This window comes from Streptomyces sp. NPDC007907, from assembly GCF_042959365.1.
In the GTDB taxonomy this organism is placed as follows: domain Bacteria; phylum Actinomycetota; class Actinomycetes; order Streptomycetales; family Streptomycetaceae; genus Streptomyces; species Streptomyces indiaensis.
Map to the genome: position 1 here is coordinate 767306 of NZ_JBIBKR010000001.1, position 15682 is coordinate 782987.

A 15682-nucleotide genomic window follows, 5' to 3' on the forward strand; every position below is an offset into this window, starting at 1 on the left:
GTCGACGCCGGGGGGAGCAGGATGCTTCGTTTCAATGTTCTGGGGGGCCTCGAAGCTTGGTCGGACGGCACACGGCTGCACATCGGCGGAACGATTCACGAACGGGTCCTGCTGAGCCTGCTGCTGGAGCCGGGCCGGACCGTACCGGTCTCCTGGCTGGTGCAGGCGGCGTGGAACGACGACCCGCCCATGACCGCCACCCACCAGGTCCGCAAGGCCGTCGCCGATCTCCGCTCGCGCATCCCGGACGGCAGCACCGTCATCGTCACCGACGGACAGGGCTACCGGGCCGTCCTGGAGGGCGCCGAACTGGATCTCGCCGAGTTCGGCGACCGGACGGGTGAGGCGGACCGGGCCGTCGCGGAGGGCCGGCCCTCCGACGCCGTCGCCGCACTGCAGGGCGCCCTCGCGCTGTGGCGCGGCCGCATGTCGGGGCTGGGCAGCGACGCGCTGGAGGCGGCCGCGGCCCGGCTGGAGGAACGGCGGGTGACCGCGGCCGAGCAGGTCTTCGAGCTGTGCCTGCGCGCGGGGCACGCCGGCGGGCTCGTCGCCGACCTGCGGGACCTGGCCGCCCAGCATCCCTTCCGCGAGTCCCTGCACGCCCAGCTGATGCTGGCGCTGTACCGCAGTGGCCGCAAAGCGGAGGCGCTCGACGAGTACCGCAAGATGCGGGAACTGCTCGTGGAGGAGCTCGGCATCGACCCCGGCCCGCAGTTGAGCGGACTCTACGGGGCGATCCTGCGCGAGGCTCCCGAACTGAGCGTCCCCGGCGAGGCGGTGACGGACGTGAAGGAACCGGCCGCGGAGGTCGCGGACACACCCGGGCCCGCGTTCTCCCCGTGCACGCTGCCCTACGACCTGTCCGACTTCACCGGCCGCCAGGACGAACTGCGCACGCTCCTGGACTGCATGACCGCCGGTCAGGAGTCGCGGGGACACAGCCCGGTGGTGGCGATCGACGGGATGGGAGGCAGCGGCAAGACGTGCCTCGCCGTGCGGGCCGCCCACCGGGTGGCCGCCGCGTACCCCGACGGCCAGCTCCACATCGACCTGCGGGCGTTCACCCCCGGCGAGTCGCCCATGACTCCGGCCGCGGCGCTGGACAGTCTCCTCGGGGTGCTCGGGGTGCCCAGCGACCGCATCCCGGGCGACCTGGAGGGTCGCAGGGCCCTGTGGCGCTCACTGCTGGCCGGCCGCCGCATGCTGCTCGTCCTGGACAACGCCGTGGACACGAGCCAGGTGTATCCGCTGCTCCCGGGCTCCCCCGGGTGTCTGGTGCTGATCACCGGCCGGACGCGGCTGATGGATCTCGACGGCGCCAAGTGGATCTCCATCGGCCCCATGGCCCCCGAGAACGGGGCGCAGCTGATCGAGGAGGTCCTCGGGGCGTCCCGCGCCGGCGCGGAGCCGGAGGCCGTACAGGATCTCGTGCGGTGGTGCGGTGGGCTGCCGCTCGCCCTGCGCATCGCGGCCGCCCGGCTGCGCAACCGGCCCCGCTGGACGGTGCGTTACCTCGTGGAGCGCCTGTGCGACGAGACACGCCGGCTGCAGGAGCTGAGCGCCGGTGAGCGCAGCGTCGCCGCCACGCTCCAGCTGTCGTACCAGGCGATGGACGAGGAGCACCGCACCTCGCTGCGGCTGCTGGGCCTGTACGGCGACGCCGGCATCGACGTCTACACGGGTGCCGCCCTGCTGGCGACGGACGTCTACGGCGCCGAGCAGATCCTGGAGCGGTTGCTGGACGTGCATCTGCTGCAGCAGTCCCACATCGCGGTGTACCGGTTCCACGACCTGGTGCGGGACTTCGCCCGCAGCCTGAGTTCACCGGCCACCGCGCACGACGACGCGTCGGCCGTGGAGCGGCTGCTCGGCTACTACTGGAAGGCGACGGAGGCCGCCTGCGACGTGCTCTTCCCCGGGCGCACGCGGAGCCCCGCGGTCATCCCGCCGTACGCCGGCGAGGTCCCGGCGTTCACGACCGCGGAGGAGGCGGGCGACTGGTTCGGCCGGGAGCGGGCCAGCCTCGTCGCCGCGGTGGAGCTGGCCGACCGGCAGGGCCTGGACGCGTACACGGTGTGGCTCACCAGGAACGTCGTCTTCTGGCTCAACTCCGCGGGGCGCTTCGAGGAGTTCAAGCAGCTCAGCCGGCTGGCGGTGGCGACGGCACGGCGCAGCAGCGACCTCGCGGCGCTGGGGAGCAGCCTGTCCAGCCTGGGTGTCGCCTGCTGGCGGCTCGGTCATCTGGAGGAGGGGATCCGGTCGGCCGAGGAGGGGCGGGACGTCGCCGCCCGGCTGGGCGACCGGAGGACCGAGTCGCACAGCGAGTCCATGATCGGGCTGCTGCTGACGGTGCAGGGCCGGCATCCCGAGGCCCTGTCCCATCTGGAACGCGCCCTCGGGCTGGAACGCGAGCTGGGGCTCGCGCGGGCGGAGGCCGAGAGCCTGAGCAATCTGAGCACGCTGCTCATGCAGTGGGGCCGGTACGAGGAGGCCGCTGCGGCGGCGCGGCAGGCCCTGGAGATCCACCGTTCTCTCGACTACCGCGACAACCATGTGATGGCCCTGACGGATCTCGCCTTCGCGTACACGGGGCAGGGCAGGTACGAGGAGGCCGACGAGCAACTGCGGCTGGCCCGGGCGCGTTGCGACGCGTCCAGCCCGCCGGGGGACGTAGCGCTGACCCTGGCGTTGTCGGCGGAGGTCCTCGAGTGCCTCGGGCGGTCCGCCGAGGCGCCGCCCCTGGCCGAGGAGGCCCTGCGGTTCGCCGCGCTGAGCGGCAGTCCGACGCGTCAGGCGAAGGTCGAGAACCTGGTCGGCCGCCTGTACCGGCGGCGCGGGGAGTTCGAGCGGGCGATGGCCCTGCACGCCCACGCGCACGAACTGGCCGTCGCCATGCGGTACCGCACCGAGGAGGCACACGCGCTGTACGGCATGGCGGAAGCGGCGGCAGCCTTCGGCGATGCGAAGACTGCCGCCGGTCACACCGCTGAGGCGGAGGAGCTGCTCCGTTCGATGGACTCGGCGGAGCACGCCGCCTGGTGCCTCACGGGGTGACGACCGCCGGACCCTGGTGGTCGGCGACGACCTGGTGACCGTCCTGGCCCGTGCCGGCGCCGGGTGCGGCCACGCCGACGGCGCACAGGGCCAGGATCGTCGCCGCGACGAGGCCGGCGGTTTTCCTGAGAGTGACAAGCATGTGATCCCCCGTTGGATGTGGAACGGTTTCCGCACATCCAAGAGTGGCCGCACCCGTTCCCGGATCGATCCCCCCGCACTCCCCCTCGCGCACCCCGCTCGGGCCGCCGGGCCCCGGAGGGTCAGGAGGCGGCCGGGCGCGCGGCCGGAGCGCCCGCTTCTGCCGCGAACTCGATCAGCCGCGGGACGAGTTCGGGGTGGTCGCCGTGGGAGGCGTTCTGCAGCAGTTCGGCGGCGGCGGTCAGCCGGGCGATGCGTCCCGCGGGCGTGTCCAGCAGCTGTGCGAGCTCGGCGCGGACCCGGGCCGCGGTCCGCGGGACGAGCAGCGAGTAGGCGAGCAGCAGCGCGGCGTCGTAGCCCCGGGGCGCGGTTCCGTACGCCTCCCAGTCGAGGAGCACCGGCCCCCGGCGGGTCAGGTTGCTCCAGTGCAGATCGCCGTGGCAGCCCGTGAACTCCGCGTGGCGCGGCGCCGGAAGTCCCAGGAAGCGGGGGAAGGCGTCGTCGAGCCACTGGCGGCGCACCGTCCGGCGGCGGGTCGGTGCGGTCTGGACGAGGGTGAGGGAGTCCCTGAGCGAAGCCCACCAGCGGTCCGGCAGCTCCAGGTGGGTCCGCAGGACCGGGAAGGCGGAGCAGACCGGGCTGTCGAGGTGGGCGGCGAGCTCGGCGCGGTACAGGGTCCCGCCCGCGCGGCTCTCGTCGACGGCGTACAGGCGCGGCTGGGGGACGCCGGGGAGCGCGGTCCACGCCGCGTGCGTGCCCTCCCAGAGGTCGTCGGGGCGCCGCGCGGCGGGTGCCGAGTCGAGCCGCAGCCAGCAGTCCCCGTGCTCGCGGTGGTGGGCGCGCCTGCCGAGGGTCCGGCCGTTCCAGCCCCAGGAGGCGGGGCCGGTGACGGTGACGTCGAGCCGGCCGGCGGCACGGTGGTGGGCCGCCGTCATCCGTCGCTCGTCCGCGGGGCTGTCGGGTGGGGCGTACATGTCAATCACGTCCTGCGAGGAATCGGGGGTCCGCCCCCTTGGCCAGCACGGCCAGCACCTCGGCACCCGGGTCCTGGCCGGTGACGGCCTCCCGGAGGCGGGCGACCGGCCCGGGGACGGGGGACGCCTGGGCGCTGGCGATCCGCGGGCCCTGCGAGGTGAGGACCACATGGGTGCGGACCCGCCCGCTGTCCAGACCGCTGAGGTCGAGCAGGGCGCGCACGGTGGCCCGGGCCGCGGCCGCGGGCAGATCCGCCAGGTCGGCGGGATGGACGAGAGGGCCGTCGGCGAGGCCGGCGGCGGTCATGCCGAGGACGTGGTGCGCCCCGGCATGGGTGAAGGTGTCCACGATGAGGCGCGGTCCCTCCAGGAACTCCTCTATGACACAGGGCAGCGAGGGCCGGCCGGCCACCCACGCCTCCACGGCGCCGGGGTCCCGGATGATGTCGATGCCGCGTCCGGGGCCGGTCTTGACGACCGCCGGATGGCGCAGGCTCTCCAGCCAGACGCGTGCCGCGCCCATGGAGGCCACCACCACCGCGTTGACCACCGAGACACCGGCCTGGTTCAGGGTCCGCCGCATCGTGGCCGGGTCCTGGAGTGTGTGCAGGGAGGCGGCCCGCCCCGGGGACACCAGCACCAGGGCCTCCTCGACGGCGTGGTGGAGGGCCGGGCGGTCGCCGACGTAGAGGACGTGGCGGATGCCGTGGACGCGGGCCGTCTCGACGATGCGCGCCCGGAGCGCGTCCGGGTCCGCGCCGGGGCTCCGGAGCGACCATGTCTCAAAGCCCCGTGCCCTTGCCGCCGCGAGCAGGGAAGGCTCCGGTTCGATCAACAGGATCCGCCAGTCGTTCCGGCCCACTGGCCCTCCCCTCCGGGACGTCGCTGTCAGGACTCCGGGACCCGGGCCACCGCCGGCTCGGCCGCTGTCTCGGGCACCGGCCGCTTCCGCACGGTCTGCCACACGAGGGCGCAGGCGAGTCCGGCGGCGACCTCGATCAACGCGCACCACGCCAGGACGGACTTCGCCCCCACCGCGTCGGCGATGTAGGCGGCGACGACCGCGAGCGCGGCTCCCCCGGCCCCGCCGGCGAACTGCATGACGGAGAAGACGAACGGCCGGTGCGCCGAGGCCACGTGCTCCTGGACCGCTCCCTCGACCAGCACGATGCTCACCGAGCCCATCGCCCCGAGCAGCGTGAACAGCGCACACGCGAGGGGCACCGAGTCCGCCTGGGTGAAGGCGAAGAACACCAGGCCGTCGAAGACGATCATCCAGGACAGGGACGCGTCGGTGAACACGCGCGGGAAGCGCTGGGTCAGGACGGCTCCCACGATGCCGCCCAGGCCGCCGAGGCCGAGCAGCAGTCCGGTGAAACTGCCGTCGAGCCCGTAGGCCTGTTCCGCGAAGGGGAACATCAGCGGCGACTCCACTTCCAGGATGATGACCACGAGACAGTAGGTCGTCACCATCGACAGCACCTGCGGCATCCCGAACAGATGGCGCAGTGAGGCGGACGCGCTGACCGAGCCCTCTTCCTCCTCCACGTGCGGCGCCGAGGGAACGGCCTTCAGCGCGACCAGCAGCGGCAGGACGGCGACGCCGAGCGCCGCTCCGATCACCAGGCTCCAGGTCGGTCCCAGCATGGTCACCGCGACGCCTCCCAGCGGCGGCGCGACGATCACGAGGACGTTGCCGATCATCGTCCGCTGCGCGTTGTAGGGCGTGCGCTCGTGCTCGTGCAGCACATCCGCGTCGAAGGTGCGCTTGGCGCTGAGGACGGCCTGGTGGATCAGGCTGTTCAGGCCGGCGACCACCAGCAGGTTCATGGCCGTCATCGGCAGCAGGGCCGCTCCGGCGAAGAGCACGACACGGCCTACGGTGAAGTGGATCAGGGTCCGCCGTGCCGTGAGCCACGCGGTGAGCCGGCCGGCGGTCACCACCATGAGCAGTGCCGGCAGCAGGGTGGCGGCGCCGATCAGTCCGACGTCGGCGACCCGCCCGGTCAGCTGGTAGATGCCGGCCGTGAAGACGGTGTAGTACGCCAGTCCGGTGAGCCGGACGAAGGTGTCGGCAGCCAGCAGCTGCCTGAGTTCACGCCTCAACGGAAGGCACCTCGTAAGCCCAGCTGACGGACGCGCCGGCGGACATGTTGATGACGGAGGAACCGGACCCGCTTCGCAGGAAGCATCCGGACCACTTCCCGCCGTAGCGGTAGAGGCCGAGGACGCACTGCCGGGACACCAGCTCCGCCGAGCCCAGCGGCCGGACGTCGAACGAGGCGGGCTCGACGACCTCCTGGGCGATCCAGCTGCCCCGGTTGTCACCCGCGAGCCGCTCACGCAGCTCGGCCTCGCTCACCGTGCGGCCGTCGACGACTCCGGCGCCGCCGAAGTCCGCGGCCGACTTGAAGAACCAGCCGGACCTGCCGGCGATCAGCCCGTCGATGTTCTCCGCCGTGACGACATGCGTCCGCGGCACGAGGGCGTCGATCGCCTCGCACGTCGACTCCGGCAGCAGCGCCCGGTACTCGGGGTCGTGGAGCAGCCCCATCCACACCTTGCTTCCGATGACCTCGCCGGAGAAGTCACCGATCACGTGCCCGGCCCTGTCGAACACCCCGGCGACGAAGTCCACGTCGCCCAGCGCGTCGTCGGCCATGAACACCCGGTAGACGAGGGTCTGTGCGTCGATGCGTTCGGCGCCCGACTTCTCGGTCGCCAGGAACACCTCGATCCCGGCGGGGAGTTGGTGTGCCAGCGTCTCCCGCATCCACTCCAGGTCGAACTGGCCGTAGCCCTCCCACGTGCTCCAGTCCAGCAGGCAGACCTTGTTCAGGCGCTTCTCCCGGATGACCGGCACCAGCTGGCGCGCCAGCTGCTCGTACGGGGTGGGGGTCAGCGGCAGGCCTGCCGCCAGCTCCTCGTAGCGGCGGAACTCTCCCGTCTCCGGGCCACCGACGCTCGAGTCCAGGTTCAGCTCGCAGATACGGACCGAGCCGTCCGTGAGGGGGATGAGGTCGACGCGCATGACCGGGCAGTCGTAGCCCTCGGGGTCGTCGAGCACCGGCATCCACGGGACGAGCTCCGGGGGGACCCCGAACATCCGCAGCACGGCCGGCCTGTCCAGGACGGACAGCAGGTGGCGGAGGATCACCCCCTTGGCGCGCAGGATCTCCGGCACCCCCGAGCGCACCTCGTCGAGGCGGTAGCCGGTCAGCGGCACGGCGGCGCCGAGCGGCAGGAGTTTCTCGCCGTTCCCGTCCTTGTAGCGTTCGCAGAAGTCACGGATCCTGTCCGCGACCCACTCGCTTGCGGCCCCCGGGGTCATGACGTCGTCACGCACGTGGTCGTCCTCACTGAAGTCTGTGCCACCGGCCGGCCGGCCCCTCGCGGGGGACGGGCCGGACCGGTCGGCGGGATGGGCGGAAGGGTCAGCGCGTCGGTGCGGGCTGCGGCAGTTCGCCGCTGAGCACGGCCGAGTCGAGCAGGCGGCGGACCAGTTCACCGGTCATCGTCCAGCCGGGCTCCGGCCGGCCCAGCACGGCCCGGGTGTTGTCCCGGGCGAAGGGGTTGTCCGGCCGCCGGTCGCGCCCCGACGCTGACTCGCTGTCCTCGTCGAGCACTCCGAGCAGCGCGAACGCCGCGTTCTCGGGCTGCCCGGCGAGCTTCGCGAGCCACTCGCCGGGCGGGAGCACCTCCACGTCGAAGCCGCAGTCCCTGATCCAGCCGGCCATCAGGTCGGAGTTCACCACCGTTCCGTCGACGACGTGGAACACCCGTCCGAAGACATCGTCGCCCAAGGCGATGGAGCACAGGGCGGATACGGCGAACTCGGCGGTGAGCCAGGGCTCCGCGACCGCGCGCCGGGGCACGGCACCGAGCTGGGCCCCGCCGACGACGAGCATTCGCGCCAGGTCGTCCTCGGGCCAGCGCCCGCTGGCCGCCGACCCGACGACGCGTCCGATCCGCAGCACCGTCGCCGGGAGGCCGGCCTTCTGCGCACCGGCCACCAGCTGTTCGGCGACCCACTTGGACTGGGCGAAGCCGTAGTCCAGACCGTCCGGGTTCTGCACCGGGGCCTCGGGCCAGATGTGCTCCGCCGGGCCCGCCTTCCACGGCATGACCGAGACGGTGGAAGTGAAGTGGAGGGCCTTGACCTTGCCGAGGGCCGCGAAACGGATCGCCTCGCGCGTGGCGGACACGTTGGCGGCACGCAGCGCGGTGTAGGGCTGCGCCAGGTTCTCCGTCGTCCCGTGGTGGAAGACCACGTCGACGCGGTGCGCCAGCTCCTCCCACTGCCGTTCGCCCAGGCCGAAGCGGGGCAGCCGGAGATCACCGGCGAGGACCGACACGTCCTGCGGCCGCGACAGCCGGATACCGCACGTGTGCAGGGTCGCGGCCAGACGGGCCTTCGCGCGCCGCTCGTCGGCCTCGCCGATCAGGCAGGTCACCGTCGCCGACGTGCGCCGGAGCAGTTCGGCGAGGAGGTGGCCCCCGATGAAGTCACCGGCGCCCGTGAGCAGGATGTGCTCCGGTGCCCGCATCCGGGCCAGGTCGGCGCCGGTGGTGACCACCGGGTCGAGCGTCGACTCGGCGTCCGCGTGCAGCACGTGGCGCAGGGTGTCGTCGGTCGCCCGCGGCGCGGCGGTCCCGCGCTCCTCGATCGCCTTGGCGAGCCGTCCGGGGGTCGGATTCTCGAAGATCGCCGACATCGGCAGCTGCTCACCGTAGGCGGCGCGCAGCCGGCCCACGACCTTGATCGCGAGGATCGAGTGGCCGCCCAGCTCGAAGAAGTTGTCGTCCACGCCGATGGGCTCGATGTTCAGCACGTCCTGCCAGACGGTCACCACCCGGCGCTGCGTCTCGGTCGACGCCGCCACGTAGGCGGTGCGCAGCTCGGGTCGCTCGCCGCCGGGTTCGGGCAGGGCCCGGTGGTCGACCTTCCCGTTCGCGTTGAGCGGCAGCTCGTCGAGGACCACGTAGTGGGTCGGCACCAGGTGCGCCGGCAGCAGCTCCGCCATGTGGGCGCGCAGTGCGGTGGGGTCGGGCGCCCGCTCGGCGTCCTCCGCGGTCACGTAGGCGACGAGTCGCTGGTCGGCCGAGGAGGCACCCGCGGTCACCGCCGCGAGGGCCACCGTCGGGTCCTTCATGAGCGCGGCCTCGATCTCCTCCGGCTCGACCCGGAAGCCCCGCATGCTCAGCTGCCGGTCGGCCCGGCCCTGGAACTCGATCGCGCCGTCGGCCCGGAGCCGGCCCAGGTCGCCGGTCCGGTACATGCGGGGCGAGCCGGCGGTGAACGGGTCCGGCAGGAAGCGCTCGGCGGTGAGGTGGGGCTGGTTGCGGTAGCCGCGGGCGATGCCGGCGCCGCCGATGTAGATCTCGCCGACGGTGCCCTGCGGCACCGGGTCGCGCTGCTCGTCGAGCAGGTAGACGAAGGTGTTGCGGACCGGGAAGCCGATCGGCACCGACTCGTCCGCGGCGGCCGGGTCGACGTACCAGATCGTGGAGTCGTTGGTGGTCTCGGTCGGCCCGTAGTGGTTCTGCAGGGCGGTGTCCGGCAGCAGCTCGAAGAACCGCTTCACCATCTCGGGCCGCAGCACGTCGCCGCCGGAGACGACGACCCGCAGCGAGGCGAGGGCCTGCGCCGCGCCCGGGGCCTCCAGGATCTGCGCCAGCAGCAGCGGCACGGAGTCGAGCTGGGTGACCCGGTGGGTGCCGATGAGCTCCGCCAGCCGGAAGGGGTCCTTGCGTTCGTCGGCCGCCGCGATGACGAGGCGGGCTCCGCTGGTCAGCGGGGCGAAGATCTCGATCACGGACGAGTCGAAGCTGAACGAGTACTTCAGCAGGCCGACGTCCTGCGGGCCGTAGCCGCTGTGCTCGCGGATCACGTCCAGGGTGTTGGCGAGGTTCCCGTGGGTCACCTCGACGCCCTTGGGGTTGCCCGTGGTCCCCGAGGTGTAGATGACGTACGCCAGGTCGTCGGGTCCGGCCGCGCCGCGCAGCGGCGGTTGCGCCGCCCCGTCCGCCGCGGACCGGTCCGGCACCGCCGTCACGGGCACCGACAGCCCGGCGGCGCCGTCCGGCAGGTCCGCCTGGACGAGGATCGAGGTGATGCCGGAATCGGCCACGAGGAAGGCCAGCCGCTCGCGCGGGTAGCAGGGGTCGAGCGGTACGTAGGCCGCCCCCGTCTTCAGCACGGCGATGGTCGCGGCGACCATCTCGGGCCCGGGGTGGGCCATGATGCCGACCACGGCGGGCGCGCCCGCGCCGGCCCCGGTCAGGCCCCGGGCGATGAGCGACGCCCACGCGTCCAGTTCGCCGTAGCTCACCTGCTCCGCGCCGAATTCCAGGGCGACCGCGTCCGGGCGGTGCGCGGCGTGCTGTTCGAAGAGGGCGACGGCCGTGGTCTCGGAGGCAACGTCAAGGCTGTTCATGGTCACGCCTTCGCGGAGGGGTCGGCGGCAGCGCGCCCGACCAGTTCGGACAGGGTCTTGTCGGGTGCGTCGACGACGCGTCGGCAGAGCTCGACGAAGTCCTCCGCCATCGCCGCGACGGTCGGGCGGTCGAAGAGGTCGGTGGAGTAGATCCACTCCATCAGCACCTCGTCGGCCGGGTCGGAGCCGGGGACCGTCGCCAGCTGCTCGCCGCGCGGGATGACGATGACGTCGAGGTCGTGCTTGGCGCTGTAGTTCTGCAGATAGTGGATCTCCGCCGGGGTGTCGCCCAGGGACATCTGCGGCACCCGCGCGTCGTGGTAGGAGAAGGCGACCTGGTAGAGCGGGTTGTACGCCAGGTTGCGCTCGGGGTTGAGGTACTCGACCAGCTTCGAGAACGGGAAGTCCTGGTGGCGGTAGATCTCCAGGGCCGCCTCGGTGATCCGGCCGCGCAGTTCGCCGAACGTGGGGTCGCCCGACAGGTCCGCGCGCAGCAGACCGCCGTTGATCATCATGCCGATCAGCCGCTCGGTCGACTCGAACCGCCGGTTCGCCATGGAGATGGCGATGGTCATGTCGGTCTTGCCGGAGTACCGGTTCATCAGCATGGTGAAGATCGCCGTCATGACCATGTACCCGGTGGCGCCCGTGGCGGCGCCGAGCTGCCGGATGCTGCGGTAGAGGTCGGCCGGGACCGGCATGACCACGACGTCGCCGTGGTGGCTCTGCACCTGGGGGCGTGGGCGGTCCGTCGGCAGGGGCAGCAGTTCCTCGGCCCCGCGCAGCTTCTCCCGCCAGAACTCCCACTGACGTTCGGCTTCCTCGCCGTCAAGCCACTGCCGCTGCCACACCGCGTAGTCGGCGAACTGGACGGGCAGTTCCGGCAGCCGGGGCCGGCCGCCCTCGTCGAACGCCCGGTAGCACTCGCGCAGTTCCTGCATCAGGACGCCGAACGACCAGCCGTCGTGGATGAAGTGGTGCTCGACCAGCAACAGCATGTGGTGGTCGGCGGACAGGCGGAACAGCACCCAGCGGAACAGCGGCAGCCGGCCGACGTCGAAGGGCCGCGCCACAATGGACTGCATCCGGTCGAGCGCCAGGATCTCCCGGATCTCCTCCGGCTCGCCGCTGAGGTCCTCGACCTGGACGCTGACCGGGAAGGGTGGGTGGACGATCTGCTCCGGCATCCCGTCGGCGCCCTCGACGAAGGCGGTGCGCAGCAGCTCGTGGCGGCGGACGATCTCGGTGAGCGACTCCTCCAGCACCGCGACCGACACCGGCCCGTGCAGGTCGAGGTAGGCCTGCGTGGCGTAGGCGATGCTGTCCGGCACCAGTTTGCCCAGGAACCACACCTGCTCCTGCGGGAGCGAGAGCGGGATCGGGCCGGTGTGGTCGGCGCGGGTCGGTCCCTGCACCTTGGTGGCGGAGTCGGCGTTGGCCCGCAGCCAGCCCACCAGGCCGGCCACGGTCGGGTGCTCGAACACGACCGACACGGGGATGTCGGTCTGGAACTCCGCCCGCACCCGCGTGATGATCTTCGTCGCGAGCAGGGAGTGCGCGCCGAGCTCGAAGAAGTTGTCGTCGACGCCGACTTCGTCCAGGCCCAGGATCTGGGCCACCGTGGCGGCGACCTGCTGCTCCTCCCGGTCGCCCGGTGCCGCGTAGGGAACCGAGAGTTCGGGCCGGGTGGAGGGCGGGGCGGGCAGCGCGCGGTGGTCCACCTTGCCGCTGATCCCGAGCGGCAGCTCGTCCATGACGACGTAGACGTTGGGCCGCAGGTGCTCGGGCAGGGCGTCGCGGACGTGCTGCCGGAGCGCGGGCACCAGGATCTGCGCGTCGGCGGCCGGGGTGACGTAGGCGACCAGCAGGACGTCGTTGCCACTGCCGCGGGTGGTCACGGCCGCGGCCTGCACGGTCGGGTCGGCGCACAGGACGTCCTCGATCTCCCCGGGCTCCACCCGGAACCCGCGGACGGCCAGCTGCCGGTCGGCCCGGCCCTGGAACTCCAGCGCCCCGTCGGCGCGCAGACGCCCGAGGTCCCCGGTGCGGTAGAGGCGCCGGCCGTCCGGGTCGGTGACGAAGCGTTCCGCGGTCAGCTCGGGGCGCCGGTGGTAGCCGGCCGTGACGCCGGCGCCGCCGATGTAGATCTCGCCGATCTCCCCCTGGGCGAGGGGCGCGAGCCGGTCGTCCAGGACGTGCACGGAGGTGCCGGCGATCGGGAATCCGATCGGCACCGGACCGGCCGCGGTGTCGGTGGTGCAGGGCCAGACGGTGGTGATGACGGTCGCCTCGGTCGGGCCGTACTGGTTCTGCAGCTCACACCACGGCGCGAGGGTCAGGAACCGGTGGGCCAGACCGGGCGGCAGGACGTCCGCCCCGGAGATCGCCAGCCGCAGGGAGGCGCAGTCGGCGGAGAAGTCCGGCAGATCGACGACCTGGGCGAGCATGGCCGGCACCATGTCCCAGATCGTCACGCCGTGCCGCTTGACCGCGGCCACGAGCTTCGCCGCGTCCCGTCGTTCCTCGGCGGCCGCGACGACCAGCTTCGCTCCGAAGGCGAGCGGGGCGAGGATCTCCAGCACCGACGCGTCGAACGTGAAGGAGTGCGTGAAGACGGTGACGTCCCGGGCGGAGAGCTTGTAGCTCTCGCCGACGGCCTTCAGCAGGTTGACGACGTTGGCCTCGGTGACCCGTACGCCCTTGGGGCGGCCGGTCGAACCGGACGTGTAGATGACGTAGACGAGGTCGTCCGGGCCCCGGCGGACCGTCTCGACGTCCGGCGCGGACGCGGCGTCGGCTGAGCTGGCGACACCGACGACGGGCAGCCCCCGGCCGGACAGGCGTGCGGCCAGGCGCTCCTCGGCGAGCACCGCCGACATGCCCGAGTCCTCGACCAGGTAGTCCAGCCGCTGCTCCGGGTACTCGGGGTCGAGCGGCACATAGGCGGCGCCCGCCTTGAGGACGCCCAGGATCGCGGCGATCATCGCCGATCCGGGCTCGGCGTACACGCCGACCAGGTCCCCCGGACGCACTCCCCTGTCAGCCAGTTCGCGCGCCTGACGGCGGGCCAGGGCGTCGAGGTCGCGGTAGCTGAGCTCGCCCGTCGCGGACACGACGGCCGTGGCGTGCGGGGTCGCCGCCACGTGTGCTTCGAAGAAGTCGATGAACGACTCGATCACTGTTCGGCTCCTGATTCGGTTGCGAAAAAAGCCCGGCTGCCTCAGACGGCGAAGGCGGTCTCGACCACGCGTCCACTGCCGCGCCGGTCGGCGGCCGACGGCACCGGGTCGCTCACCAGGCACACCCGTTGCAGCCAGCGGTCGCGGCCGTCGAACCGCGCGGGGAACTCCGAACGCGCGTGGACGGCGCGCCGGTTGTTGACGATCAGCAGGTCGCCCGGCGACAGGCGGACCCAGCGCCGCACCTTGTTCACGGCGCTGCGGAGCGCTTCGAGCGCCTGCTGCGCGTGCGGCGTCTCCCCGACCATCAGGTCGAGGTCGAAGGTCATGTACGGGTCGTAGGGGTTGCCGTACAGCACGGGCAGCGTGGGCCCGTTGCCCTGCACCCCGTTGGCGCTGCCGAAGGAGAAGTCCACCCCGGTGCGGAACTGCGGCAGGAACAGCTCGCAGCGGTCCGCCAGACTCAGGTGGGGCAGCGCCATGCGGACGCTGGCCAGGATGGTCCGGGCGATGCCGTCGTGGTCGCTGCGCAGGCAGTGCAGCATGAGGAAGTCCGGCATGTGCGGGTGGAACGCCGTCTCCGTGTGGAAGTCCAGCAGGATCGCGGAACTCTCCGAGGAGAGGTTGGCCGCGTTGTGCGGCGTCGGGGCGACGTTCTGGAACAGCAGGCCGTGCTTCTCCTGGAGATAGGCGAGCGGGAAGCCCAGCGCGGACGCGAAGCCGGCCAGCCAGAGTTCGCTCAGCCACGTGGGCTTTTCCACCCTCCGGCCCGGGTCGGCGGGGGTCGCGGGCAGCTCCGCGTCCACCGGCAGCCCCCGCACCAGCAGCCCTTCGTAGTCGTTGGACCGGTGCCGGAAGGTGGTCACCGCTTCCCTGATCACCCGCGGCATCTCGTCGAAGCGCAGCTCCGCCTCGACCAGGAAGGCCGCCTGGTCCCGGTAGGGGTCGGGCAGCAGGCCCCCGCCGATCCGTTCCAGCAGGGACCGGTAGGGCCGTGCGTCGACCACGTGCGGACCCTCGACCTGCGCCAGGTCCTCCTCCGGGGGGAACGAGCGCACCGTGAAGCAGCGCTCGTGCGTGACCGTCTTCGCCAGCTCGGAGCCCGCCGGGGCGTACTGGCCGGTGAGCAGCCAGCTGAGCGTGTTCAGCAGGAACCTGGCGTTGTCCGCCCGTCCGAGGAAGGGCAGCGCGAAGAGCTCGCCGCCGCCCACGACGACGATCCGTCCGGCGCCCACCTCGCCCGCCGCGGCGAGGAGACGCCCGTCCCGGGCGGCGATGCCGGTGACGGCGGACCCGGTGAGGGTCAGGCTCCTGGCGCGGTGCAGGTACAGCTCCTCGACGCCCTCGGTCACCGGGTGGCCCGGCAGCGCCTCGGCGGAGACCGAGTAGGTCAGGAGGTGGCCGGCCGGCGGCTGCCGGCGGACGGATACGAAGCCGGGGTCCAGGACCAGCCCCGGTACCAGACCCGACAGTTCGCAGGGCACGGTGTCGACGGCGGAGCCGCCCAGCACCAACAGGCCGCGTCCGGCGGTGAGATGGCCGCGCAGCAGTTCCAGGTCCCGTGCCGTCAGCGGCGGTTCGTCCGCCGTGGGCAGCGTGAGCACCAGGAGGTCCGCCCCGTCCAGCGCGTCGGCCTCCCAGGCGGCGTCGATCGAACCGATCGTCACCTCACCGAGGTGCTCGCCGAGCACCTCGGTGAGGTCCGCGAGATGTCCCAGGTACTTCTCCTCCGGGGCGGCCGAGGCGTCCCCGCCGTCCGGCGCGATGTGCCACGCACCGGAGTGGTATCGATCCAGAACGATGTCCGGCATAGACAGCTCCCTCGTTGAACTGGACTCGCCCTCCCCACGGCAGGCGGTCATCCCCCCGTGAGGAGCTACGCGCTGCGCTACCGCCG

General features: G+C 72.4%; 9 protein-coding genes. 1 reads left to right on the forward strand and 8 read right to left on the reverse strand.

Annotated elements, in window-relative coordinates:
• Window positions 1-21 precede the first annotated feature (21 nt).
• Window positions 22-3054: a BTAD domain-containing putative transcriptional regulator gene (locus tag ACFZDI_RS03530; protein WP_391247457.1), complete on the forward strand. Its 3033-nt coding sequence runs from the start codon at window positions 22-24 to the stop codon at window positions 3052-3054.
• Here the strand turns inward: ACFZDI_RS03530 and ACFZDI_RS03535 are convergent.
• From ACFZDI_RS03535 to ACFZDI_RS03570, 8 genes are all read right to left on the reverse strand, one after another.
• Window positions 3044-3196 carry a hypothetical protein gene (locus tag ACFZDI_RS03535; protein WP_391247459.1) on the reverse strand — a complete coding sequence of 51 codons (153 nt, stop codon included), beginning with the start codon at window positions 3194-3196 and terminating at the stop codon, window positions 3044-3046. The genes ACFZDI_RS03530 and ACFZDI_RS03535 overlap by 11 nt on opposite strands.
• Before the next feature lie 121 nt (window positions 3197-3317).
• The gene (locus tag ACFZDI_RS03540; RefSeq protein WP_391247461.1) at window positions 3318-4169 is read right to left on the reverse strand and encodes a hypothetical protein; all 852 of its coding nucleotides are present in this window, start codon (window positions 4167-4169) and stop codon (window positions 3318-3320) included.
• Window position 4170: 1 nt separating this feature from the next.
• The gene (locus tag ACFZDI_RS03545) at window positions 4171-5031 is read right to left on the reverse strand and encodes a hypothetical protein (protein ID WP_234845484.1); all 861 of its coding nucleotides are present in this window, start codon (window positions 5029-5031) and stop codon (window positions 4171-4173) included.
• A gap of 26 nt (window positions 5032-5057) precedes the next feature.
• Complete coding sequence (locus ACFZDI_RS03550; protein WP_391247463.1) at window positions 5058-6275, reverse strand: MFS transporter; 1218 nt, start codon at window positions 6273-6275, stop codon at window positions 5058-5060.
• Window positions 6265-7515, reverse strand: a complete 1251-nt coding sequence (locus ACFZDI_RS03555; RefSeq protein ID WP_391247465.1) for a hypothetical protein — start codon at window positions 7513-7515, stop codon at window positions 6265-6267. The genes ACFZDI_RS03550 and ACFZDI_RS03555 overlap by 11 nt, the downstream gene beginning before the upstream one ends.
• Before the next feature lie 88 nt (window positions 7516-7603).
• A complete protein-coding gene (locus tag ACFZDI_RS03560) occupies window positions 7604-10606 on the reverse strand; it encodes an amino acid adenylation domain-containing protein (protein WP_391247466.1) in 3003 nt (1000 codons plus the stop codon).
• A gap of 2 nt (window positions 10607-10608) precedes the next feature.
• The gene (locus tag ACFZDI_RS03565) at window positions 10609-13785 is read right to left on the reverse strand and encodes an amino acid adenylation domain-containing protein (protein WP_391247468.1); all 3177 of its coding nucleotides are present in this window, start codon (window positions 13783-13785) and stop codon (window positions 10609-10611) included.
• A 41-nt stretch (window positions 13786-13826) separates the two neighbouring features.
• Window positions 13827-15596, reverse strand: a complete 1770-nt coding sequence (locus ACFZDI_RS03570; protein ID WP_391247469.1) for a TauD/TfdA family dioxygenase — start codon at window positions 15594-15596, stop codon at window positions 13827-13829.
• Window positions 15597-15682 lie beyond the last annotated feature (86 nt).